Source organism: Microbulbifer epialgicus (assembly GCF_041447265.1).
In the GTDB taxonomy this organism is placed as follows: Bacteria; Pseudomonadota; Gammaproteobacteria; order Pseudomonadales; family Cellvibrionaceae; genus Microbulbifer; species Microbulbifer epialgicus.
Map to the genome: position 1 here is coordinate 44,730 of NZ_JBGMEK010000025.1, position 24,484 is coordinate 69,213.

The following is a 24,484-nucleotide window of genomic DNA, read 5'->3' on the forward strand; positions in this document are numbered from 1 at the left end:
GCCCTCACCAAGTGATTAACCCGCAATTGTCATATTCCGCAGATTGATTTAGCGTGTGCCTAAATAATAAATAGGTGTACAAATCATGAAGCGTCTCCTTCTTTGCGGTATCGCAGCGACTCTTTTCTCATCCGCAGTACTGGCAGAAACCACGGTTATTCACGCAGGCACACTACTCGCCGTTCCCGGTAAAAAACCTTTAAAAGAGCAAAGCGTAATTATCGAGGATGGCAAGATCACTTCTGTCAGCCCTGGTTATGTGAACAGAGATGGTGCCAAAGTCATTGATCTTAAGGACAGCTTCGTGATGCCGGGTTTAATGGATATGCACGTTCATCTACAAACTGAGTTGGGCCCGAGAAACGATTCCGAAGCCCTAAAGATGTCCATGCCACTGACCCAGATGCGCTCGCAAATGTTTGGCATGCGTATTCTGAAATCTGGTTTCACCACTGTGCGCGATGCGGGCAATAGCGGTGAAGAAATGTATGCAATGCGTGACGCTATCAACAAAGGCTGGGTAGATGGCCCACGCATTATCGCAGCCGGCGGAGTGGGTATTACCGGTGGCCACGCAGATATCAGCGGAGTCAGCCCTGAATTAATGGAGCTGCATGACGACAAAACCAGAACTGTATGCGACGGCCCCTATGATTGCCGCCGCGCGACCCGCCATGCGATCAAATACGGCGCTGACTTTATCAAGATTACCTCTACCGGTGGTGTGCTTACTGATCGCGCTACCGGTACCGGCCAGCAGATGGAAATGGATGAGCTGAAAGAAGTCGTGCAGGCAGCCCAGCGCATGGGGCGCAAAGTCGCCAGCCATGCGCACCAGGAAGAAGGCATTATCGCTGCACTGGAAGCCGGTGTAGATAGTATTGAGCACGGCACCTATGCAGGCCCCCGCGCCCATAAGCTCTTTAAAGAAACCGGTGCCTACCTGGTTCCAACTCTGCTCGCCGGCGATACTGTGGTGCAGCTGGCTAAAAACACCGATGTTTTATCCGAGGCACAGAAAGAAAAAGCGATTCGCGTGGGTAGTGATATGCGCAGTAATTTCCGCAAAGCGGTAAGTGCCGGGGTAAAAATTGCTTTCGGCACCGACTCAGGTGTATCCAAGCACGGCATCAATGCCCGCGAAGCAGTCCTGATGAGTGAAGCGGGTATGGACAATATGGCCATCCTGCAATCCGCTACCGTTAATGCCGCAGACCTGATAGATATGAACGATTCACTGGGCACCATTGAATCCGGTAAATACGCCGATATTATCGCCACCGAAGGCTCGCCACTGGATAATATTGAGGAACTCCTAGACGTGGATTTTGTAATGAAAGGGGGCAAGGTCTTTAAAGATTAAGAGCCCGATATATGATTTAAAGCCGGGCTAAAAATACCCGAACTCGGCTTTAAATAATTTCCATAACATAAAAAGGCCGGAATTAACCAGCCTTTTTATTGGGGGTGCCTGAAATGGAGTGAGAGTTACTTTTCCTCTCCTCCTTCTTCATCCTCGTTTTCAATCAAATGACCAAGCTTACCTTTCTTGGTGGACAAGTACTTGGCATTGTGCGGGTTGCGGCCGGACTGGTGCGGTAAGCGCTCAGTCACATTAATGCCCAGATCCTCCAGCGCTTTTACCTTGCGCGGGTTATTGGTCATCAGGCGAATGGCGTGGATTCCCAGGTGCTCGATCATCGCTTTCAGAATCGAGTAATCCCGCATATCGGCGCCAAAGCCCAATTGCTCATTGGCTTCCACCGTATCCGCACCACAATCCTGCAAGTGGTAAGCACGAATCTTGTTTAAAAGGCCTATACCACGGCCCTCCTGGCGGAGATAGAAAATAGCTCCACGCCCTTCCATAGCGATGCGATGCATCGCATGCTGTAGCTGAGCACCGCAGTCACAGCGCAGGGAGAAGAGCGCATCCCCGGTGAGGCACTCTGAATGAATCCGAGCCAGCAGGGGCTCTTCGGTATCGAAGTCACCCATAGTGAGCACTACGTGCTCTTTACCGGTTTCCACTTCCTCGAAACCGTGCATCTCAAACATTCCCCAGGATGTGGGTAGCTTTGAGGACTCTACATATCGAATGGTCAACTTAATACCTCTTCAATTCAGTGCCGGGCGCGCAAAACAAGTACGCCATTCTGCTGTTCCATATCCACCCGGCTAAGGAAACTGTTTCCCAGGAGGACGACGCGGGGGAAGTCATCGGAGTGCACCGTGGCCGCAACATTGTGCAATTTAATACCGCCAATCGTGACACTGCTGAGATTTATCAGGTAGGCACTCGTCACCCCATTTGCGGTTGAAATGGGTATTTTCCTGGCTGAGTTGAGGTTCAAACCAAGGCGCCGCGCAGTAGGGTAATTGATAGAGATACTGGTTGCCCCAGTATCCACCATCATCGGTACCCGCATTCCATTCACCCAGGCATCTATGCTGTAGTGGCCTAGACTATCAGCGGAAAGTCGGACCTCCGCCTTTCCAGCTTTGGTATAGCTTGCCGCTATGGGTGCATCCAGGGTGAGTTTCTGCTCGCGCCCGGCCACATTGATGCGTGCGTGGCTGGTAGTTGCCTCCAGAAGAGTGACGCCTTCAGGAGATTTATCTCCACTTTTCAATATTCGCTGGCGACCATCGATTTCCAATAAGGCACTATCGCCGAACAGGCCTTTCAACTGCACCTGCTGTGCCCCTACCTCGACGGTAATCAGCAACCCAAATAAAAACAGTATGTAACTGCGCATCGCGCCTTCCTTATCACGCTAGGCTCCCAATATCCAGGCGGTCAATTGCAGCACCAACCCTGCGTAAGCAGCAGCCAGTATATCGTCCAGCATAATCCCGATGCCACCACCTACTTTCTTATCGGCCCAATTGACAGGAGGGGGCTTGGTAATATCAAACAAGCGAAAAAGTACAAAACCATACAGTGCCCAAGCCCAACCAGCAGGGGCCAAAAACATGGTGAGCCAATACCCCACCATTTCATCCCAGACAATCCCACCGTGATCATGTACACCCAGCTTGCGGGCAGCCTCGCCGCACAAGTAACAACCCAGCAGGCCCGTAACAACAACAATCCCAAGATACCAAGCCGGTGACAACCCCTGCATTAACCACCAAAAAGGGATCGCAACCAAGGTGCCGAAGGTGCCAGGCGCCTTTGGAGCGAGGCCGGAACCAAAACCAAAAGCCAGTAGCATGGTGGGGTCACGCAGGAGCTGGGAAAAAGTCGGGTTCTGTGCACTCATAATGTTTGTATCCAGGGCCTCTATTGGCATTCCTTCGTAAAAAAACACTAGCTCAAAAGTGTTGGTAACCCGCCGTGGGTGCTTGCCAGGGCTCTCCATTGTGCCAACAACGCACTTTGGCATCGCCAGCACTTAGAGTGCCAATAGCAGTTACTCCCAACCCCAGCTTTTCCACTGATTCCACCTTGTCCGGGGGCACAGTAAAACAAAGCTGGTAATCATCGCCACCACCGGCAGACAAGGACAATGCGTTCGCACCAGCAAGTGACTGCGCTAGAGAAGAAACAGGCAGGCGCTCCAGATAAATATCAGCACTGACGTGGCTGGACTCACAAATATGGGCCAGGTCTGCAATCAAGCCATCGGAAATATCCAAAGCGCTGCTGGCAAAGTCAGAAATCGCTGCCGCAGTGGCGAATTGCGGCTCGGGAAAATAAAAGGCGCGCTCAGCCTGATGTTGCACCTCAGCTGGCACCCGCTGATCACCGAGAATTACCGGCAGGGCAGCAGCTGCCGCCCCCAGAGGGCCACTAGCATAAATAGAATCTCCGCAACCGGCACCATCACGGCGCAATGGCCGGGCAGTCTGTCCAATCACTTGGATAGTAATCGACAGGGGGCCGGCTGTAGTGTCGCCCCCCACCAGGGAAACGCCAAACTGTGCAGCGGTTTGCAATAAGCCACTGGAAAATTTGCGCAACCAGTTAGCATCACTCTCAGGTAAGGTAAGCGCCAGGGTAAACCAGAGTGGTCGGGCATTCATGGCAGCCAGGTCACTGAGGTTAACCCGCAGCGCTCGGGCAGCTATTGCCGCCGGGTCAGCATCGGCGGGGAAGTGCCGACCCGCCACCAAAGTATCCATAGACGTAGCCAATTGGCCCTGGCTGGGAGCCTGTAGCAAGGCGCAATCGTCGCCAATTCCCAGGACCACACCCTCCCCTTGCGGGGCACTGGCAAAAAAGTCACGGATAATTTCAAACTCGCCCGGTGAAGCTCCCATTTTCTGCTTCAGGCTTTCTTGTCCGCCGCCACTTCAGGCGCACGCAGATCCGCAGCGGTTTTATCCAGGATGCCGTTAATGAATTTGAAGGCATCGGTAGGACCAAATTTTTTCGCCAAGGCTACAGCTTCGTTAATGACAACTTTGTAAGGCACATCAATACGATTTTTTAACTCGTAGGTGGACATACGCAGAAGGGCTCTGGAAACTGGGTCAAGCTCATCCACTTTACGATCCAAGTGTGGAGTGAAAGCACTCTCAACTTCGTCCAGGTTCTTGGCAACACCGTGGAAAATATCGCGGAAATATTCCACGTCGGTCTTGCTCATATCATTGTCAGCATGAAATTCGGCTTCAATCGTATTGAGGCTGGCGCCGGCTATCTGCCACTGATAGAGCGCCTGCATGGCGTAGTGACGCGCCTTGCGGCGAGCGGATGCAGTTACGGTCATTGTTTTTTCCGGTAGATACTTCACAGAATGGGGAGTGCCGGCAAAATAGGCCGGCACTTCGGCAATTTAAATTTTGCCGAGCAGGGAAACCATTTCCAGGGCTGTCTCGGCGGCCTCACAACCCTTGTTACCGGCCTTGGTGCCGGATCGCTCAATCGCCTGTTCGATAGAGTCCACGGTAAGCACACCGAAAGTCACCGGGATACCGGTATTCAGTGATACCTGGGCCAGGCCCTTGGTGCACTCGCCAGCCACATATTCAAAATGTGGGGTGCCGCCACGAATCACCGCTCCCAGGGCAATAATGGCATCGAACTTCTTAGTATCAGCCAATTTTTGAGCGGCCAATGGGAATTCGAAAGCACCCGGCGCATAGTAAATAGTGATATCTTCATCCTTGATGCCCTTACGACGCAGGGTATCCAGCGCACCATCTTTCAGGCTCTCAACGACAAAACTATTCCAGCGACTGACCAACAGCGCATACTTGCCAGTGCTGCCGACAAAATCCCCTTCGATCACTTGAATATTATTCATAATTTCCAGTCCATATTTCTTTCTATAACGCCGGTACTTGTCGACGTTACAGCTCTATTTACTCTTCGGCGTTCAGATACTCTTCCACTTCCAATTCAAATCCGGAAATGGCACTGAACTTAAACGGTGCACTCATCAGGCGCATCTTGCGTACCTTGAGGTCACGCAGTATCTGAGAACCTGTGCCCACCTGCTTGTAGACCAGGTCCTGGCTGGGGCGCTGCTGCTTGCCGCTGATCAGCCAGTCGATACTTTCCTCAATCTCTTCGGTGGTTTCGTTGTGGCAGATAAGCACCACAACGCCTTTACCTTCTTTCTCAATACGCTGCATTGCGCGGCGGAAAGTCCAGGGGACAAATTTTTCGTCGCCTCGGCGAATCGTGAGTACATCACGCAGTGTATTGCCCACATGCACCCGCACCAGAGTCGGCTCTTCCGGAGTGGGATCCCCTTTAATAAATGCGAAATGTCTCTCCCGTCGTGCTTTATCGAGATAGGTACGCAATTTGAACTCACCAAATTCGGTACGCACTTTGCGCTCATTAACACACTCAACGGTCTTTTCATTCAAAGCGCGATAGGTAATCAGGTCGGCGATAGTACCGATCTTGAGATCGTGTTCCTTAGCAAACTTTTCCAGATCCGGGCGGCGCGACATAGTGCCGTCTTCATTCATGATCTCAACGATCACAGCGGCGGCCTCGAAACCCGCCAGACGCGCCAGATCGCAGCCTGCCTCGGTATGGCCCGCACGGCTCAATACGCCCCCAGGCTGGGCCATAATCGGGAAAATATGGCCGGGTTGTACGATATCACTGGGCTTGGCATTCCTGCCCACTGCGGCGCGTACGGTGCGCGCTCGATCTGCAGCAGAAATACCGGTAGTAACCCCCTCAGCAGCCTCAATAGATACAGTGAAGTTTGTACTGAACTGGGCACCGTTGTCCCGCGACATCAGCGGCAGGTCCAGTTGCTCACAGCGCTCCTTGGACATGGGCATACAAATCAGTCCGCGGGCATGGGTAGCCATAAAATTGATGTCTTCGGCGCGTACCTGCTCCGCCGCCATCACCAGGTCACCTTCATTCTCACGATCTTCATCATCCATCAGGATCACCATTTTGCCCTGGCGGATATCATCGATCAGTTCTTCAACCGTATTTAGTTCCATTGTTAACTCTGGATAAATTTATCAATTGCTAATTGAGCGGCTATCCCTGCTATTCACTCCCACCCGCCCTCACTGGCGCGGCATGCCGGGACGAAACCGGCTAGCGCTTGTAAAACCCATGCTGGGCGAGAAATTCAAGAGTCATACCCTCACCGCTGGATTTGGCTGCTTTATCACCGAGCAGCAGGCGCTCAAGATAGCGTGCAATAAGATCTACCTCGAGGTTGACCTGGGTACCTGCGCTGTAGCTTCCCATAATGGTTTCCTGCAGCGTATGCGGCACAATCGTCAGTTCAAACTCTGCACCATCCACCGCGTTGACCGTGAGGCTGGTGCCGTCAACAGTGATCGACCCTTTGAGCGCAATATAGCGGGCCAGATTTTCCGGCGCGCGCAAACGAAAGCGCTCGGCCCGGGCCTCGGATTTACGCCACACAACCTCACCAATGCCATCCACATGGCCACTGACAATATGCCCACCAAGGCGGGTCTGGGGTGTCAGTGCTTTTTCCAGATTAGCTCGGTCACCTTTTTTCCAGCTACTGACACTAGTAACATCGAGAGTCTCTGCAGAGACATCCGCCCAATAACCATCACCAGGCAGATCCACTACTGTTAGGCAAACGCCATTGGTTGCGATACTATCCCCAAGCTGGACATCGGTAAGATCCAGCTTGCCACTCCTGACGCGCACACGCAGATCTCCCCCTTGGGGCTGCAGCTCGGCGATTTCACCAACAGCTTCAATAATTCCGGTAAACATCAGCGCTCAATATCGGTAGTTGCAGTGATACGCCAGTCGTGACCGACGGCGCGCATATCAGTGATCGTGATCGGCAGCACCGAGCCCATACGCTCAATTGGCAGCTCGAATAGCGGCCGCGCCGTGCTGCCGAGTAGCTTGGGAGCCAAATAGACTATCAGCTCATCTACATGGCCGCGATATAGGAACTCACCGGAAAGGGTCGCACCACTCTCCACCAGGATCTCATTACATTGGCGTCGCGCCAGCTCCTCGAGCAGAGCGAGCAGGTCCACCCTCCCCTCTTTGCCCTGTGGCAGAATGATGACTTCAGCACCTGCCCGTTCCAGGCGCTCGCGACGCTCCGGGTCCGCACGCTCGGTGGTGCACACCAGTGTGGGGGCATCGCCCTGTAAAATAAAGGCTTTTGCCGGGGTGCGCAGCTGGCTATCAACAATCACCCGCAGTGGCTGTACCTCAGCTGCCTGTTCAGCAGCGAGCAGCTCAAGGGCCATTTCATCGGCGCGCACATTTAGGTTTGGGTTGTCGAATCGCACTGTTTCTACGCCGGTCACAATTGCGCAACTGCGTGCCCGTAAACGCTGTACATCGGCACGCGCCGCAGGTCCGGACACCCACTTGGACTCACCACTGGCCATCGCCGTACGTCCATCCAAGCTCATCGCAGATTTACTGCGCACTAGGGGAAGCCCCAAAGTCATCCGCTTGATAAAACCCGGATTGAGCGCGCGGCACTGATCCTCTAAAAGAGGCCCCTCCACTTCTATATTGGCATCGCGTAGTTTTTGTAGCCCCTTGCCACCCACCTTGGGGTTAGGATCCTGCATTCCGTATATCACACGAGAGACACCAGCTTCGATCAACGCCTCTGTACAAGGGCCAGTGCGACCAGTATGGCTACAGGGCTCCAAGGTCACATAGACCGTAGCACCCCGGGCTCGCTCTCCTGCATCGCGTAGGGCTTCAATTTCTGCATGGGGCTCACCAGCACGTTGATGCCAGCCCTCGCCGACAACAACACCCTTGCTATCGGTGATCACACAACCCACACGGGGGTTGGGCATAGTGGTATACAGCCCACGCTCCGCCAGTTGGATAGCTCGGGCCATCAGGGATTGGGGTGTATTTACAGCCACTTGAATCATTTCCGTTGGGTTTCCTTACTGGTCAGGCGCTCAATCTCTTCACTGAAGTCACTGACATCCTCAAAGCGCCGATAGACCGAAGCAAATCGCACATAGGCCACCTGGTCCAATTCCCGCAGCTGCTCCATAACCAGTTCACCAATAGCGCGCGCCGGTAGTTCGCGCTCACCAGTCGCCTGTAAAGCATGCTTGATTTGAGATACTGCAGATTCTACCCGCTCAGTGCTGACCGGGCGCTTTTCCACCGCACGCTGAATACCCGCGCGCAGCTTATCCTCGTTAAACGGTTCACGTTGACCGTTTTGTTTGATTACCCGCGGCAGAAGCAATTCCGCTGTTTCAAAAGTGGTAAAACGCTCGTGACACTCAAGGCATTCGCGCCGGCGGCGCACTTGGTCGCCCTCGGCCACCAAGCGGGAATCGACTACTTTGGTTTCTTCTGCGCTGCAGAACGGACAGTGCATGTGGGATCGCCCCCAGGGGAGTGAAAATGGGCCGCAGTTTACCACAGCCGTTGCACTGTGTGTCTGCGCGACGCACCGCACCGGTGCAGTCGGTCAGACAGGTTAAGAACGGGCATGTACTCCCATAAAAAAAGCGGCCCAACAAGCCGCTTTTTTAACTGGAAGAGCTATCAGGCCTTCTTGTACACAGGGAATTGCGCACAGATTTCAAGAACCTTCTGCTTCACTTCGGTAATAGTGGACTCTGCATCACCCTTTTCCAAGGCATCGAGAATGTCACAAATCCATTGAGTCAATTGCTGGGTTTCCTTCACACCGAAGCCACGGGTAGTAATCGCCGGGGTTCCAACACGCAGGCCGCTGGTGATAAATGGAGAGCGCGGGTCATTGGGGACTGCGTTCTTGTTCACAGTAATATTTGCATTACCCAGGGCCTCATCAGCATCTTTACCAGTGTATTCTTTACCAATCAGGTCCACTAGCATCAAGTGGTCATCGGTACCACCGGAAACGATATTGATACCACGATCCAGGAAGGTCTCCGCCATTGCGCGAGCATTCTCTACCACCTTCTTCTGGTAAGCCTTGTATTCAGGGCTCATCGCTTCTTTAAAAGAAACCGCTTTGGCTGCAATAACGTGCATCAGCGGGCCACCCTGACCACCGGGGAATACGGCGGAGTTCAGCTTCTTCTCAATTTCTTCATTGGCGCGTGCCAGGATAATGCCTCCGCGTGGACCCCGTAGGGTTTTGTGAGTCGTAGAGGTCACTACATCCGCATGGGGAATTGGCGAAGGGTACTCTCCAGCAGCAACCAGGCCAGCAACGTGTGCCATATCGACAAACAGGTAAGCACCAACCTTATCCGCAATCTCACGAAAACGAGCCCAATCCATTACACGACTGTATGCAGAGAAGCCGGCAACAATCATCTTAGGCTTATGCTCGAGAGCCAAACGCTCCACTTCTTCATAATCTACTTCGCCAGTTTCCGGGTTCAACCCGTATTGGACCGCGTTGTAAATCTTGCCTGAGAAGTTGACTCGAGCACCATGGGTCAAGTGACCACCATGGGCCAGACTCATTCCTAAAACGGTGTCTCCTGGCGCGCATAACGCCTGGTAAACAGCAGAGTTAGCTTGAGAACCGGAGTGAGGCTGCACATTGGCATAATCGGCACCGAACAGCTCTTTGGCGCGCTCGATCGCCAAAGTTTCCACCATATCCACATACTCACAGCCACCGTAGTAACGCTTTCCCGGATAACCCTCTGCGTATTTATTGGTCAGGCTGCTGCCCTGGGCTTCCATGACTTGCGGGCTGGTGTAGTTCTCAGAGGCGATCAGCTCAATATGATCTTCCTGACGAGAGTCTTCTTCCCGAATGGCTTCCCAGATTTCGGGATCATAAGAAGCGAGTGTGACTGATGAATCAAACATGGTGTTCCCTCGGTAATGCGGGCTGAGTAGAGATTTGTGTAGCTCGGTACCACTTTGCTCAGGTCTTACAGCTTGGCTTCTGGCGCCAATCGGGCCACATGGACTACTCAAAGAATCCTGAGCATTTTAGAAAGGCGCGCATTGTACACCAAGGACAAAGGGATTGCGCAAAAACGAAAACGCGGCCAAATGGCCGCGTTTTGAGGCGATACTATCAGTTTAGAAACGAACAACTAGAGAGCCAGACCAGTAATCCACGTCTGCCTCAATAATAGTGTACTCAGCTTCAAAGGTGACCTTCTCAGTGAGCTTGAAACCAGCACCAATACCGGCAGAAGTACCACTGTCGGAATACTCGCCAAAATAATCGACATACAGCTCCTCACGAAGATAACCGAGACGTCCTTTGAAATAAATATCGCCTTGTGAACGATAAGTGGCATAAAGCGCCATGGTAGCGAAGGAGTAATTTTCATCCCCCCAGTAGGAGTCAAACTCGCCCTCTACCAGAGAATCGGTGAGTTCAGCCTCAACACCCCAACCTGAATTCCAGGTGTAACCAGCGCGGATGCCAGCATTCAGGGGGCTATCTCCGCTGACTCCGCTGACATCGGTTTTCATCACACCAAAAACGCCACCGACATACGCGCCTTCCGCTTGAGCAGCAGCTGAACAAACTAAAGCTACCGCTGCAGCTAGAGCCTTAAGATTAATATGCATCAACCTCCCCCTATTTTTATAAAGAAACAAAATCAGGCGGATTATAGGAAGGGGCGCAATGTATGCAAGTACTCACATCGCACAGCTAGAGATAACCAAGGCTAAATTGAAAATACGACAATAGTTGAAGCCAAAACATCAAGTATAAAATTTGACCACTCCACTGCGTCACCCATGGATAAACTGGGACAACCTCAAAACCGATAACTGAAAGCTCCCGACCAATATTCCACATCTTTTTCAAGAATCGTATATTCCAGTTCAATATTGCTGTCACCCCAAAGAATAAAACCAACTCCAGCTCCGACACTGACACCAAAATCATCACCACTGTTTCGCCCGACAGTGATATCCTCATACAACAATCCAAGGCGCCCCTTGAAATAGATATCACCAAAGGAGCGGTAGGTGGCATAACCAGCCAGGCTATGCATATCTACATCAACCTCCTTCCCGATCACTTCTATCTCACCACTCACCAAGGAGCCGATATACTCCGCCTCAAGCCCCCATCCTGATAGCTGAGAATAGCCAGCCCTTAATCCAAGCCCCATAGGGTTATCGACACCTTGGAAGTCAAAATCCATTACTCCCGCAGTCGCTCCCCAGTAGCCACCCTCTGCAAATACGCTGGAAGATAAGATAATTGTTAAAGCACCGAATGTTTTTGTAGTTGTTTTCATAGAAATTCCCCTGGTTTCCAAATGATGGCTTCAGCGAAATAAAAGCCCTGATGTCTTCCCTCTTTCCATGCACCGAAGGCTGATTACCCCCTTAAGAGCAGATCAATGCAGGCAAGTTAAAGCCAGTGACAATTTTAAGAAAAAAGCAGAATTACCCCCCAAAAAAAATTCGATTAATGAGGTATAATCGAGAAATTGAACAAACTAGCGGGGTTAGATTGAAAGTAGCGTGGATTGGTAGGCGGTCAAATTAGCATTAGCAAAAATTATTCACAATTTGAAAGTAATCAATAAGCTAACCTGGTGTAACAGCCGCCAAATATGGCTAAGCCAAAGAAATTCAATTACAAAAGACTGCTATTTTCGCTGTATTCTTCCTGCCTTTTCACAATTTCCTTACCACTTGATCCAAATCAATCCTTTCTTGCCTATGCCGGCAACAATGTATGCAGAAACCGATCGCGGAGGTCTGGGATGAACACCATCTACCGGCAACTGTGCAGTGACCATAAACATATGCAACAAATGCTTGGTGTCTTTGAGCAGCTTCTTTTGGGTCTCTTTGGGCGTAGCGACCGTGACCCCAACACACTGTCTTGTATTCTCGATGCGTTGGATTATTTCTCTGTTTACCCAAACAAGTACCACCACCCAGTCGAAGATTTAATTTTTGCTCGACTGTTAACCAAGCCAGTACATGATCGGAACTCGATTTATGAGGCACAGATGCAACATGAGCAGATTGCAACAGCTACCAAGCATATGTGTGCCCTCTTCTACGCTGTAGCCAACGACGCTATGGTTGAAAGGAGGGTATTACAGGGGGCCTGCAACGCCTACGTACAGCTACAGCGCAGCCATATCAACCTGGAAAATTCGGCAATATTTCCTCAGGTCGAACAGTATCTAAACACTGAAGATTGGAAGCAAATACATAAACAAGTTGAGGAAATCAACAGCCCAGTTTTTAATGAGAGCACGAAAAAAGTCTACGAATCACTGCGTGAAAATCTTATTCAGCCAGAAAGGCCTGTAAAAGCCCTCGCCTGATGGGCCATAGTTAGTAACAAGTTTATTAAAAGGAGGAAGTATGAAAATAAAGCGCCACGGCATCTCTATTGGCATGGAGCGAATTGACAATGATTTCTTTCTCTACATTAAAGCAATCGGCCAGCTGACACATGAAGATTATGAACGTATCACACCATTGCTCGAATATGCTCTTGAGGGTGTAAAAAGCCCTAAAGTGCAACTACTGATTGATCTCAGGGAATTTGCAGGCTGGGGTCTACACGCAATATGGGATGAGTTCAAACTGGTATTAAAACACGGCAACGAATTCACTCGAATTGCCGTACTTGGGGATGAAGAGTGGCAGGAGATAGCCACCAAGGTAGGGGGATGGTTTGTTAGTGGTGAGGTGCGCTATTTCGAGGAACAGCACAAAGCCATGGACTGGCTATCACAGGCGCCGAAAGACGAACCCAACAAAACCAGAACCGGTGAGAATTTAGCTTTCTCCACACACTCCTGATAAGTAGTGGATTATGGGGGCGTTTACGCCCCCCTTTTTTGCTCCAAAAAATTATACATTAGACTCAATAAGAAGAAGCCAATAAAATTTACCGATCCAAACTGCAATTTTTATTAAATTATTGTTAATCCCATCTAACTTCTGAAGCCCTCTCAAAACAAACTGCTTTTGCAAAAACACCTTACAGAACAACCTTATGGAAAAATATATTTATATCTATATTGCCCATAGAGTCACACTGATTTTCGGCCTGCAATGGAATTAACCATCAACCTCATAGCCACAATGTGTTCCCGCCACCTCACTGAGACCCAGCAAATCTAGTATTTTCACAACTCTGCCATCTACCTTGATCAACCTTTCCCGATGAAAACGGGAAAAAACCCTGCTGACTGTTTCAGCAGTTAGGCCAAGATAATTAGCAATATCAGTACGAGGCATAGAGAGAATAAACTCATTGCAGGAATACCCGCGGCAAGCATAGCGACTGGAAATGTTTATAAGCAAAGCAGCGAGGCGGGTATCAGCTGAACGTTTCCCTAACAACATCAAAATATCATTTTCCTGACGTAGCTCTTCGGAAAAAATGCTGTAAATCTGCTGCTGCAGGGCTGGCACCTGTTGTGCCAACAACTCCAGTTGCGCAAATGGTAAAAGGCAGACACTGCTATCCTCTAGCGCCTCAGCGTAACTAGAGTGAATACGTTTACTATAAGCATCCAGCCCAAGCAATTCTCCGGGAAGGGCGAAATGAGTAATCTGGGTATCACCGTCGGCAGCAATAACAACACTTTTGAAACTGCCTGAGCGTATTGCATAAAGGTTTTGAAAAGGATCGCCTGACTGATAAAGAATTTCGCCAGCCTTCACAACTTTTTTTCTTCGGGTGACTCTCTCAAGACGATCAATGTCAGCCCGAGACAGTTCAGCGGGCAGGCACAACCGCCTGACTGAACAGTTACTGCAACTTACCGCTAATGATGAGTCAATCATACCTAAGCGACCGGCCAACAATTTGCCGCAATTGTACCCGCTACTCTAGCAAGCGTCTCCAGCTGAAAATAAAAAAATTAAAAAAGAAAATAATTTCCTAGAGAACATGTAGTCTTGCAATCAAAGTGTTACGTGCTTTTCAATATTGCAAAAAATTTAAATGATAATTTTTTATTAACTCTTAAAAGGCTAACTACCCCCTCATTTTTACGGGCAAAGTGGCAATATTCTAATAACATCATTCCTTAGTCGATGACTTAACAGACAGCATGCTATCCACTGCCACTTTTTGCTGCTTCCCCGTCGGACCCAATCTGTTTTTTAACGCGCAGAAATCTTCTACGCAATAGAATTCATTGCACGGCTACCCGCCCGCCAGGGGGAATGTTGACTGTTTAGCCACGTTGTCCAGGATATCGATTTATCCCTACTCACCTATGATACTACCGACACAGCATTGAATACTTTCCATGTTCTGAATATCAAATTCCAGAACTTTAAGGTTAATTTAATCTCCCGCCCCACCTCTCAGGGAGGTCGCCACAGACAATTTTTTATGGAAATAACATCCCCCAACTCGGCCATTTGCAATGCAAGGCTATTTTCCAACCGAGTGAATGTCACAACAACAAAGTGCCTCCCCAGATACCTGCCCGTTAAAAGCCAACAAAATGTAAACTTAATAGTTTACTTTATTGGTGACTGCTGCTCCACTTTTTAGCTAAAGACGAGAAGCTGGTACTATTAGCCGCTATCGAAGCTGCGAGGCTTCCGACCAATGCCTTAGACCCTAGCCCAGGTAAAGTTTTTAACATGAGCATCGCCGATCCGGATTTTATTAAAGCACTGCCCAAGGCAGAACTGCACTTACATATTGAGGGCTCACTCGAACCAGAACTTATGTTCGAACTGAGTAAACGCAACAATATTGAAATCCCCTTCACCAGCGTTGAGGAAATCAGGGCAGCCTATAAATTCCACAACCTGCAGTCGTTTTTGGATATTTACTATCAAGGTGCGTCGGTCCTAATCCACGAGCAAGACTTTTATGATCTGACAATGGCTTATCTGCAGCGCTGCCGAGAAGATAATGTCGTACACGCCGAGATTTTCTTTGATCCGCAGACTCACACTGAAAGAGGGGTCGATATCGGTGTAGTCATCCAAGGAATCCACAATGCCCTGAAGGATGCGAAAAGTGAGTGGGGTATTAGCAGTCACCTAATTCTCTGCTTTCTGCGCCACTTGAGTGAAGAAGACGCCATTGCCACCCTGGAAGCGGCCAAACCCTACCTCAAACTCATCAAGGGGGTTGGCTTGGACTCCTCTGAGCTAGGCCACCCCCCGAGTAAATTTAAGAATGTTTTCGCCATGGCCAAAGCGCTGGGTCTTGAGCGCGTTGCCCATGCGGGAGAGGAAGGGCCAGCAGAATATATTAAAGAGGCCCTCGATATACTCGATGTAAGCCGTATAGACCACGGGGTGCGCTGTGTTGAGGATAAGACCCTAATGGAGCATCTTAAAGAAAAAAATATTCCTCTGACTGTGTGCCCTCTATCCAATACAGCCCTCTGCGTCTATGACCATATGAGCGAGCACCCTATCCTTGACCTGCTGGAGCAGGGGCTCTGCGTGACCGTAAATGCCGATGATCCAGCTTATTTTGGTGGCTACGTCAACCGGAATTACTTGGCGCTAAGTGAGGGCTTGGGCATGACCAAGGCTCAGGCAAAACAACTGGCACTCAACAGCTTTAAGGCCAGCTATATTTCTGAAGGGCAAAAACAAAAGTGGGCGGAAGCTATCGCCTCAATAGAGACAATCGCGGAAGCTTAATAAATTCCAGGACCTATATACTCTTTATTCTTTACAAGTCCATACTGGTTAAATCAGAGATTCCCGGGGCCCAGGCGAGCATTCGACTAGGCCCCAAATTAATCTTCATCATAGCCGCAGTGGGTTCCTGCCAATTCACTAAGCCCAACCAAATCCACAATTTCCACTGCCCTGCCGCTCACTTTAATTAAATTTTCTCGTTGAAAACGTGAGAAAAGGCGACTAACTGTCTCTGCAGTCAAGCCCAGGTAATTGGCAATATCGGTTCTCGGCATAGACAACACAAATTCACTGTGGGAATAACCACGGCGGGAATAACGGCTGGAGATATTAATTAGCAGTGCCGCCAAGCGCGTATCCGCTGAACGCTTTCCAAGCAGCATCAGGATATCGTTCTCCTGACGTAATTCCTCAGAAAAGATACTGTAAATTTGCTGCTGTAGCGCCGCCACCTGGTGGGCCAGTATTTCCAGCTGAGTAAATGGCAGCAGGCAAACACTGCTGTCTTCCAGCGCTTTCGCATAACTGGGGTGAACCCGGCTACTGTAAGCATCGAGACCAAGCAACTCCCCTGGCAGGGCGAAATGAGTAACCTGGGTGTCACCATCGGCAGCGATCACCACGGTTTTAAAGCTGCCTGAGCGAATCGCGTACAGGTTGGCAAATGGGTCACCGGAGCGGTACAGGGTCTCCCCTGCTTTCACAATTTTCTTTCGCCGTGTGACCTGCTCTAGTCGATCAATATCCGCTTGAGATAATCCCGCGGGCAGGCATAAACGTCTTACGGAGCAGTTACTGCAGCTAACCGCCACTGAGGAGTCAATCATACTAAACCGGCCGGTAAAATAACTTGCGGCAATTGTACCCGCTGTGCGGGCGATCGTCTCCTGCAGTTAGTTAAAGAACCCGGGAATATTGCGCATCGGTATGCTGATTGTGTAAATAGATATCAAAGGCTGAAGCCACGTTGCGCACGAACCAGCGCCCCTGCTCAGTAACCACGATACGATTTTCGTCCTGATAAATTAGACCATCGTTAAACATAGGCTGCAGGCGCTGGAGTTCCTCATAAAAATAGGTATCAAAAGAAGCCCCTGCCCGGCGTTCCGCCTCTCTTTTATCCAGGCGTAGGCGACACATCAACTCCGTGATCACCCACTGTCGTAACTGGTCTTCCGCACTCAAAAACCACCCCCGGCAAGAGGCATTGCCCCGCTCCCCAATAGCCTGGGCATACTCTTTCAAGCGATGCAGGTTTTGCCAGAAGCCATCGCGGCTGTAACTGATTGCCGAGGCTCCCAATCCCACCAAGGCATCGGCAGGCATCAAAGTGTAACCTTGGAAATTTCTCTGCAACATGCCTGCATGGGAAGCTTTTGCCAGCTCATCCCCTGGGCGAGCGAAGTGATCCATGCCAAGAAACTCATAGCCGGCGTGGCCCAGATGCTCTACCGCAGCCAGTTGCATGGCTACTTTTTCCGCAGCAGAGGGAATCAAATCAGTGTCGATCAGGCGCTGGGCCTTAAAGCGATGAGGTAAATGCGCATAGTGATAAAGGGCTATACGGTCCGGCTGCAATTCCAGCACCTTATCCAGGGTACTGTGCAGACTGTTGAGATTTTGTTTTGGCAGGCCGTAAATCAAGTCATAGGAAATGGATTCGAACCCCCGTTCACGCGCCGCGACGGTCAATTCGGTTACCTGGTCGGCACTGCAGATACGGTTAATAGACCGCTGTACCTCAATGTCGAAGTCCTGTACTCCAAGGCTGAGGCGGTTAAAACCCAAATCCCGCAGGGTATCCAGAGTCTCCAACTCCAATGTACGCGGATCGGCCTCAATACTGTACTCCACTCCATTGCCAGGGCGAAGTTCAAAAATTTCACCCAACCCCTCCATCAAGCGTCGCATATCCCCATCGCTGAGAAAGGTGGGGGTGCCCCCACCCAGGTGCAGCTGGGTTACCGGCACGCGAGCCACCTTATCACGATACCAGCGCGCTTCCTCCAACAAGTTATCCAAATAGCTGGAGGCGAGGCCATATTGAGAGGTAATTACCTTGTTACAGGCACAGAAGTAACAGAGAGAGCGGCAAAAGGGTATGTGAACATACAGGGAAAGGCTACGAATATCCTGTAACGCCTCCCAGGGCTTAATGCTGCCATCTAGAGGCCTGAATCGATCTGCGGTAGGGTAGGACGTATAGCGTGGGCAGGGCCCGCTGTAACGAGACAGCAAATTTTCTGACAAGCCGCCTACATTGCTCATTGTTTGCATCATATTCCTACAACCTCAATCAATCGTTTGCGACAGCCCCCCCGCACAAACTAAAATGCAGCCGCCGAGTTCCACAAAAAAGACCCCAGCGACTGCTCTTCCCCCAAACTAGAGTGTCGCCACCTTAGAAGCGGTAGCCCAGACCCGCCATATAAACCAGCGGATCGATATCCACTTTAGCGGTAACATTACCCACACCCGGTACCTTGACGGTGGCATCGGTATCGATATCCATCCAGAACACGGAAACATTGAACAACCAGCGCTGGTCAGCGCCAAAAGCGAAGTCGACGCCAGCTTCTGCAGCCAAGCCGAAAGAGTTATCCAGTGAGAGCTTGGCGTCCCCAGTGGCATTAAGCAGCTCCTCAAACTTCGCATCTGCAGTGCTACTAATTTCCTCATCGAAGAAAGCGGTGTAGTTCACACCGAAACCAACGTAGGGCTGGATTGTGGACTGAGTATCCATCGGGTACCACTGCACTAACAGAGTCGGCGGCAAGTGCTTGGTTTCACCCAGCTCAAAAGTGTCTCCGAGGCCTTCAGCTTGAATTTCATGAGTGAAGGGAGTTGCGGCTACCAGCTCCACGCCCCAATGATCGCGGAACATATACACACCGGTCAGGCCCAATGCAGAACCATTATCCACATCAACACCAGTATTTGGGACAGCATCCCCATTGGCAAAAAGTGTGCTGGAACTGGTGTCGGGCGCTACAGTGGCCATACCACCACGCAAAATAAAGCTACCCTCTTCGTAGGCCAGTACTGGGGCAGAGAGTACGGCGGTCAAGGCGGCTGCTGCATAAGCAGTTTTACGATTCATCAACTTCTCCATATAGCGATTTGGCATTTTTCCCGACTCAGGAAAGGCCCCCCTCCAGGCACAATCACAAGTCGCAGGAAGGTTAACCGTTGGTCGCGAGAACAGGCTTGATCCATATCAAGCTGCCGAATTTCGTAAAATGAAAACCAGCAGATCACTACCCGAAACTGTGAGGAGCCATGGGGATAAGCGATATTAAGAGAAGGGTAGGGGAAGATAATGACCGGCCAACAGCGGCGGAACTGGGCAGGTCACACTATTTGGTCCCACTTTACGCTTCGGCAAGCCAGCACTCAGTTATTATTTGATGCCATAACGTAGAGCTATAAAACTATGGATAGGTCAGGCACCTCCCCAGTCCGGAGCGATGCTGAGGAGGTAATTTACATTTTGAACCAAAGACTTGAGACTATCAGGTCAATGTCCCAGCCGGGCGGCGGAACATATTTTGGATACTTGAATAATCCAATTTCTGGTTCTCTTCACTAGCGCCATGCAATTGGTAAAGGTTTCTGGCCAACGCCCCCATTGGGGTAGAAGAAGCACTAGTGGCCGCGGCATCCATGGCCAGCCCCAAATCTTTCAGCATCAGCGCCACACTAAAGCCACCGGTATAGCCCTTCGCTGCAGGGACATTCTCCATAACACCCGGGTAAGGATTGTAATTAGCTAGTGACCAATTATTACCCGAACTCTCCAGCAAAATATTGGTAAGTACTTTGGGATCAAGCCCCTGATCCGTTCCAAGCTGCAGAGCTTCAGCGGTGCCGGTCATATGGATCGCCAGCAACAGGTTGTTACAGATTTTTGCCACCTGCCCAGCCCCTGCGGCACCCGCATGGAATATTTTCTTACCCATCGCCTGCAGTACTGCCCGAGCAGCATCCACAGCCGCCTCGTCCCCACCACACATAAAACACAAGGTACCTGCTGTTGCTGCGGCAGTCCCACCGGAAACGGGCGCATCAATCGCACGCACACCCCGTTCACGCGCAGCGCTACTCACAATGGAGGCATCCTCTGCGGATATAGTCGAACAATCGACTACCAGAGTGCCAGCCGGAAGTTGTTGTAACAGGCCCTGCTGACCAAGATACAGCCCTTTTACAGCCTCGCCACTGGGCAACATCGAGATCACGATCTCCGCATCCTCAGCGGCCTGTTGCACACTGTCACAGGGTAGACAGCCATCCCGCTGTGCCTGCTCCAAAGCTGCAGGGTTCAAATCGAAAGCCGCTACCCGAAAGCCAGCCCTCGTCAGGCTGGCAGCCATCGGACCACCCATATTACCCAGACCAAAAAAGGCTATTTTTTCCATAAAAGCCACTCCATATATTGTTGTTTATTTCCCGGACATAGAGCGGCCGGGTCGCTCAATAAAAGGGATTCTATAAGTCTGCCAGCGGTTGCTCACCATTCCAGGGACTTACAAAGCAATCTGCCACCTGCTGAGGATTTATTTCCCCGAGGGATGCAGGCAGCCATTTAGGTGCGCGGTCCTTATCAATCAACAGGGCACGCACCCCCTCCTTAAAGTGTCCGCTAGCGCAAAGGTTAACTGCCAGGTTCAACTCCATACGGAAGACATCGGCAAGAGACAAATGGCGCGCCCTGCGCAACTGCTCCCACACTATCCAGGGTGTAAGTGGTGAGCCTCCCGCCAGGGTAGTAGCAGCGCGCTGCAACCATTTATCCACTCCCTGATACGCAGTGACAGCCGCACAGACCTCCGGCAGGTTTGAGAAATCCGTGAGCTGTTGAACTTGATCATAATGTTCACGCAGCGCCGATTCTGGCCGCTGTAGAGGAGATAATTCCAGCCCTTTGAGGCAGTCATCAACCAGCTGATGATTCGCAGTGCAATCCGCAACAAAATCCAGTACCGACAGGGACTGTAAAACCAACTCGCGCTGGTCTTGGGCAATAATTCGGTCCGCCATCCGCGCAAACAGGGCATCGGCACCATTAAACTGGGCACCGGTCAGGCCAAGGAAAAGCCCCAGGCGACCGGGCATTCGATTGAGAAACCAGCTAGCTCCCACATCGGGAAACAGGCCAATGGTGATTTCCGGCATCGCCATTCGTGTGGTTTCAGTCACAATGCGATGGCTCGCTCCAGCCATAATGCCAATACCGCCCCCCATCACAATACCGCCACCCCAAACCACTATCGGCTTGGCATAAGTGTGTATCTTGTAATCCAAACGATATTCACGGGAGAAAAAATCAGTCGTATAGCGGTAATCCGGCACTTCACCATAAGGTGTCGACTGCTGATACAGCGCTACTACATCACCACCGGCACAGAGGGCCTTATCACCACTGCCATCAATCCAAACGGCTGCTACGTCATCATCGTCGGCCCAAACGTCCAGCTGAGTGGACAACAGCTCAATCATCTGGAGATTCAAGGCATTCAACGCCTTGGGCAGGTTTAGGGTCGCGACTGCCAATGCGCCGCGCCGGGAAAACAATACCGGGGAATCCTGATCCATTGTTATCCGTCTTATTGCTCTTGTACTAGTTAGCGTCGCAGTTAAGCACATATCAGATTCGACGTCAGCCACACGCGGGTACAGCACTCCCCTGCCGGGGCTAGCAGTTGCACTTTTTACGCAAACTGATAAGTTGCGCGCAAAATCTGAGCGATTCCAACACCATTACGGAACCCCAAATGGCCGAATACGTATACACCATGAACCGGGTGGGCAAAGTAGTGCCCCCCAAACGTGAAATTCTGAAGGACATTTCCCTATCCTTCTTCCCTGGAGCCAAGATCGGCGTGCTGGGCCTGAATGGCGCCGGTAAATCCAGCCTGCTGCGCATTATGGCCGGGGTTGACCAAGACTATAATGGCGAAGCCCGCGCAATGCCCGGTATTAAGGTCGGTTACCTGCCCCAGGAACCCCAGCTCGACACCAGCAAAACCGTGCGCGGCAATGTAGAAGACGGCGTGCGCGAAGCGATTGACGCCCTCGCCGGCCTTGAGCAAGTCTACGCCGACTATGCCGAACCCGACGCGGATTTTGACGCCCTGGCGAAAAAACAACAGCAATTTGAAGACATTATCCAGGCCTGGGACGCCCACAATCTGGAACACCGCCTGGAGGTCGCCGCAGATGCCCTGCGCCTGCCGCCTTGGGATGCCGACGTCAACAACCTGTCCGGCGGTGAGAAACGCCGTGTAGCCTTATGTCGCCTATTGCTGTCCCGCCCGGATATGCTGCTGCTGGACGAACCCACCAACCACCTGGATGCGGAATCTGTATTCTGGCTGGAGCGCTTCCTGCACGACTTCACCGGTACCGTAGTGGCCATCACCCACGACCGCTACTTCCTCGACAACGTCGCCGGCTGGATTCTGGAACTGGATCGCGGCCACGGCATCCCCTGGGAAGGTAATTACACCACTTGGCTGGAGCAAAAAGAGAAGCGTCTAGAGCAAGAGCAGCGCGGCGAACAGGCTCGCGCCAAAGCCATGCAGAAAGAGCTTGAGTGGGCGCGCCAAAACCCCAAAGGCCGCCAGTCCAAGAACAAGGCCCGTCTCACCCGCCTGGAGGAAATGCAATCCCAGGACTTCCAAGCCCGCAACGAGACTAACGAGATCTATATTCCGCCCGGTGAGCGCCTCGGTGACAATGTGATTGAGTTTAAAGATGTAAGCAAAGGCTTCGGCGAGCGCCTGTTGATCGACAACCTGTCTTTCCGCGTTCCGAAGGGCTCTATTGTGGGTATCGTAGGCGGTAATGGCGCTGGTAAGTCCACTCTGTTCCGTATGGTCAATGGTACAGAGCAGCCGGATTCCGGTGAGATCAATATCGGTGAAACCGTCAAGGTCGCCTACGTTGAGCAAGGCCGTGAAAACCTGGACGACAGCAAAAGCGTATGGGAAGCCATCTCTGACGGCCACGATATGCTCAAGATCAACAACTACGAAGTGGGTTCACGCAACTACGTGGGCCGCTTTAACTTCAAAGGCAGCGACCAGCAGAAACGCGTGGGCGAACTCTCCGGCGGTGAGCGCGGACGTCTGCACCTGGCCTACACCCTGAAACAGGGCGCTAACGTACTCCTGCTGGACGAACCCTCCAACGACCTGGATATCGAAACCCTGCGTGCCCTGGAAGAAGCCCTGCTTAACTTCCCCGGCTGTGCCCTGGTGATCTCGCACGATCGCTGGTTCCTGGACCGCGTTGCCACTCATATCCTCGCGTATGAAGGCGAAAGTGAAGCCGTTTTCTTCGAAGGTAACTATACCGAGTACCACGAGGACTTTGTTCAGCGTAAAGGTGAGGATGCTACGCCGCACCGGATGCATTATAAGAAGCTTAAGACTTAAGACTAAAAAGCCCGCTTATGCGGGCTTTTCCAAATTAAAGCTCAGGTACTCGCGGCTTTAACCCAAATAGCAATAAATTATTCTCTAGACTTAAAGCTACAAATAACATAATGCGAATAGAGAAAGCCACTTGAACATTAAAAATAAAATGCTCATCACTGGAGACTTTCTCGTTAACAAAAAGCTTTAAAACATAATCACAATAAAATCAATCTTCATCCGGCAATGCTATAACTGCATCTGGTCCAGCTTTAACGTCAGTTTGAGTATTCATAAATGCTCCTACTAATTGAGATTATTTCTTTGTAAATTTAAGCTTACCACCAAACATAAATTACAATAAATAACGGACAAGTTAAACTATTTAATTAATCTATTACTAGTCATCATATTGGTACGACCACACCACTTAGACCCAATCAACTTCCTGGCGCCTAACCTAAAGTGGCTGAGCCGTAACACAATAATAGAATGAGTTAGATTTATAACCGATTCTGGTGTTTGAGGACTTGAGGGTTTGAAAGAAAGCAGCGCATCTGGTTAATTTGTTGTAGTCAAAAAACAACCCATCAGGAACACGCCGCTATGGACAAGAATACCGTTATTGAGTTTACAGGTCGACAGGAGACAGCTGCTCCACTAACAGAACTGCTACGCCGGAGCGCATGGGTGCTGTTTCAGCAGGCAGTGAAGGCAGAGCTGTTGACCTTCATGGCAGTATTTCAAGATCGTCGCCTGGACGACGGCAGTGCAAATGTAGTCCCCGGAACGCAAGATTCAAACCAGGACCGGCCCGGTGAAAATCAGGGTACCGAAGTGATCCTACCCGTCAAAAACGGACAGATAAATATCGACAATAACGCGGCCGAAAATGCCATCCGTCCGTTTTTGATCGGTCGTAAGAACTGGTTGTTTAGTGCCACACCACGAGGAGTCAAGGCCAATGCCGCATTATACGATTGGCTCTATCGTACCCATTGGTAGTGTTCAGAATTCTGTGTCATTTCTTTACCATTAACAAAAAAGAGATGACCCATGACCA

At 50.9% G+C, this 24,484-nt stretch carries 24 protein-coding genes and 1 pseudogene; 6 read left to right on the forward strand and 19 right to left on the reverse strand.

The window, feature by feature from the left end:
- The first annotated feature begins 85 nt into the window (after positions 1–85).
- The gene (locus ACCI49_RS12400) at positions 86–1,363 is read left to right on the forward strand and encodes an amidohydrolase family protein (RefSeq protein WP_371839323.1); all 1,278 of its coding nucleotides are present in this window, start codon (positions 86–88) and stop codon (positions 1,361–1,363) included.
- 125 nt (positions 1,364–1,488) lie between these two features.
- Here ACCI49_RS12400 and ribA read toward each other — a convergent pair whose 3' ends face one another.
- The 13 genes from ribA to ACCI49_RS12465 form a co-directional block, all read right to left on the reverse strand.
- Positions 1,489–2,106 carry a GTP cyclohydrolase II gene (gene ribA, locus ACCI49_RS12405; protein ID WP_371839324.1) on the reverse strand — a complete coding sequence of 206 codons (618 nt, stop codon included), beginning with the start codon at positions 2,104–2,106 and terminating at the stop codon, positions 1,489–1,491.
- Between the two features lie 17 nt (positions 2,107–2,123).
- Positions 2,124–2,759 carry a retropepsin-like aspartic protease family protein gene (locus ACCI49_RS12410; protein WP_371839325.1) on the reverse strand — a complete coding sequence of 212 codons (636 nt, stop codon included), beginning with the start codon at positions 2,757–2,759 and terminating at the stop codon, positions 2,124–2,126.
- Positions 2,760–2,777: 18 nt separating this feature from the next.
- Positions 2,778–3,266 carry a phosphatidylglycerophosphatase A family protein gene (locus tag ACCI49_RS12415; RefSeq protein WP_371839326.1) on the reverse strand — a complete coding sequence of 163 codons (489 nt, stop codon included), beginning with the start codon at positions 3,264–3,266 and terminating at the stop codon, positions 2,778–2,780.
- Between the two features lie 52 nt (positions 3,267–3,318).
- Positions 3,319–4,266, reverse strand: coding sequence for a thiamine-phosphate kinase (gene thiL, locus ACCI49_RS12420; protein ID WP_371839327.1), 948 nt, complete (start codon positions 4,264–4,266; stop codon positions 3,319–3,321).
- A gap of 8 nt (positions 4,267–4,274) precedes the next feature.
- Complete coding sequence (nusB, locus tag ACCI49_RS12425) at positions 4,275–4,718, reverse strand: transcription antitermination factor NusB (RefSeq protein WP_282952413.1); 444 nt, start codon at positions 4,716–4,718, stop codon at positions 4,275–4,277.
- A 66-nt stretch (positions 4,719–4,784) separates the two neighbouring features.
- Positions 4,785–5,255 carry a 6,7-dimethyl-8-ribityllumazine synthase gene (gene ribH, locus ACCI49_RS12430; protein ID WP_371839328.1) on the reverse strand — a complete coding sequence of 157 codons (471 nt, stop codon included), beginning with the start codon at positions 5,253–5,255 and terminating at the stop codon, positions 4,785–4,787.
- A gap of 58 nt (positions 5,256–5,313) precedes the next feature.
- Positions 5,314–6,426, reverse strand: a complete 1,113-nt coding sequence (gene ribBA / locus ACCI49_RS12435; protein WP_371839329.1) for a bifunctional 3,4-dihydroxy-2-butanone-4-phosphate synthase/GTP cyclohydrolase II — start codon at positions 6,424–6,426, stop codon at positions 5,314–5,316.
- A 100-nt stretch (positions 6,427–6,526) separates the two neighbouring features.
- On the reverse strand, positions 6,527–7,189 hold the full coding sequence (locus tag ACCI49_RS12440; protein WP_371839330.1) for a riboflavin synthase: 663 nt from the start codon (positions 7,187–7,189) through the stop codon (positions 6,527–6,529).
- Positions 7,189–8,334 carry a bifunctional diaminohydroxyphosphoribosylaminopyrimidine deaminase/5-amino-6-(5-phosphoribosylamino)uracil reductase RibD gene (ribD, locus tag ACCI49_RS12445; protein ID WP_371839331.1) on the reverse strand — a complete coding sequence of 382 codons (1,146 nt, stop codon included), beginning with the start codon at positions 8,332–8,334 and terminating at the stop codon, positions 7,189–7,191. Before ribD ends, ACCI49_RS12440 begins: the two co-directional genes overlap by 1 nt.
- Positions 8,331–8,798: a transcriptional regulator NrdR gene (gene nrdR, locus ACCI49_RS12450; RefSeq protein WP_020414506.1), complete on the reverse strand. Its 468-nt coding sequence runs from the start codon at positions 8,796–8,798 to the stop codon at positions 8,331–8,333. Before nrdR ends, ribD begins: the two co-directional genes overlap by 4 nt.
- A 170-nt stretch (positions 8,799–8,968) precedes the next feature.
- Positions 8,969–10,237, reverse strand: a complete 1,269-nt coding sequence (glyA, locus tag ACCI49_RS12455) for a serine hydroxymethyltransferase (protein WP_371839332.1) — start codon at positions 10,235–10,237, stop codon at positions 8,969–8,971.
- Positions 10,238–10,456: 219 nt separating this feature from the next.
- On the reverse strand, positions 10,457–10,957 hold the full coding sequence (locus ACCI49_RS12460) for a porin family protein (protein ID WP_371839334.1): 501 nt from the start codon (positions 10,955–10,957) through the stop codon (positions 10,457–10,459).
- A gap of 194 nt (positions 10,958–11,151) precedes the next feature.
- Positions 11,152–11,640: an outer membrane beta-barrel protein gene (locus tag ACCI49_RS12465; RefSeq protein ID WP_371839336.1), complete on the reverse strand. Its 489-nt coding sequence runs from the start codon at positions 11,638–11,640 to the stop codon at positions 11,152–11,154.
- A gap of 474 nt (positions 11,641–12,114) precedes the next feature.
- Between ACCI49_RS12465 and ACCI49_RS12470 the strand changes: the two genes are divergently transcribed.
- On the forward strand, positions 12,115–12,690 hold the full coding sequence (locus ACCI49_RS12470) for a hemerythrin domain-containing protein (RefSeq protein ID WP_371839338.1): 576 nt from the start codon (positions 12,115–12,117) through the stop codon (positions 12,688–12,690).
- A gap of 40 nt (positions 12,691–12,730) precedes the next feature.
- Positions 12,731–13,174 (forward strand): SpoIIAA family protein, encoded by a 444-nt coding sequence (locus tag ACCI49_RS12475; protein ID WP_371839339.1) that lies wholly within the window; start codon positions 12,731–12,733, stop codon positions 13,172–13,174.
- Positions 13,175–13,435: 261 nt separating this feature from the next.
- Here the strand turns inward: ACCI49_RS12475 and fnr (ACCI49_RS12480) are convergent, their stop codons facing one another.
- Positions 13,436–14,167 carry a fumarate/nitrate reduction transcriptional regulator Fnr gene (fnr, locus tag ACCI49_RS12480; RefSeq protein WP_371839340.1) on the reverse strand — a complete coding sequence of 244 codons (732 nt, stop codon included), beginning with the start codon at positions 14,165–14,167 and terminating at the stop codon, positions 13,436–13,438.
- 813 nt (positions 14,168–14,980) lie between these two features.
- Between fnr (ACCI49_RS12480) and ACCI49_RS12485 the strand changes: the two genes are divergently transcribed.
- Positions 14,981–16,003 carry an adenosine deaminase gene (locus ACCI49_RS12485; protein ID WP_371839341.1) on the forward strand — a complete coding sequence of 341 codons (1,023 nt, stop codon included), beginning with the start codon at positions 14,981–14,983 and terminating at the stop codon, positions 16,001–16,003.
- A 98-nt stretch (positions 16,004–16,101) separates the two neighbouring features.
- On the opposite strand, the gene fnr (ACCI49_RS12490) is transcribed toward ACCI49_RS12485, so the two are convergent.
- The 5 genes from fnr (ACCI49_RS12490) to ACCI49_RS12510 all read right to left on the reverse strand — a co-directional run bounded on the left by fnr (ACCI49_RS12490) (position 16,102) and on the right by ACCI49_RS12510 (position 21,598).
- On the reverse strand, positions 16,102–16,830 hold the full coding sequence (fnr, locus tag ACCI49_RS12490; protein WP_371839342.1) for a fumarate/nitrate reduction transcriptional regulator Fnr: 729 nt from the start codon (positions 16,828–16,830) through the stop codon (positions 16,102–16,104).
- 70 nt (positions 16,831–16,900) lie between these two features.
- Positions 16,901–18,283, reverse strand: a complete 1,383-nt coding sequence (gene hemN / locus ACCI49_RS12495; protein ID WP_371839344.1) for an oxygen-independent coproporphyrinogen III oxidase — start codon at positions 18,281–18,283, stop codon at positions 16,901–16,903.
- Positions 18,284–18,404: 121 nt separating this feature from the next.
- Positions 18,405–19,103 carry an OmpW/AlkL family protein gene (locus ACCI49_RS12500; protein WP_371839346.1) on the reverse strand — a complete coding sequence of 233 codons (699 nt, stop codon included), beginning with the start codon at positions 19,101–19,103 and terminating at the stop codon, positions 18,405–18,407.
- Positions 19,104–19,515: 412 nt separating this feature from the next.
- Positions 19,516–20,421, reverse strand: a complete 906-nt coding sequence (gene mmsB / locus ACCI49_RS12505) for a 3-hydroxyisobutyrate dehydrogenase (protein WP_371839347.1) — start codon at positions 20,419–20,421, stop codon at positions 19,516–19,518.
- A gap of 70 nt (positions 20,422–20,491) precedes the next feature.
- Positions 20,492–21,598, reverse strand: a complete 1,107-nt coding sequence (locus ACCI49_RS12510) for an enoyl-CoA hydratase/isomerase family protein (RefSeq protein ID WP_371839348.1) — start codon at positions 21,596–21,598, stop codon at positions 20,492–20,494.
- A gap of 179 nt (positions 21,599–21,777) precedes the next feature.
- Here ACCI49_RS12510 and ettA point away from each other — a divergent pair, with 179 nt between their 5' ends.
- Both ettA and ACCI49_RS12520 read left to right on the forward strand, forming a co-directional pair.
- Entirely contained in the window at positions 21,778–23,442 is a 1,665-nt protein-coding gene (ettA, locus tag ACCI49_RS12515) for an energy-dependent translational throttle protein EttA (RefSeq protein WP_371839349.1), read from the forward strand.
- Between the two features lie 711 nt (positions 23,443–24,153).
- A pseudogene (locus ACCI49_RS12520) lies at positions 24,154–24,399 on the forward strand (IS66 family transposase); the annotation flags it as partial.
- Between the last annotated feature and the right edge of the window lie 85 nt (positions 24,400–24,484).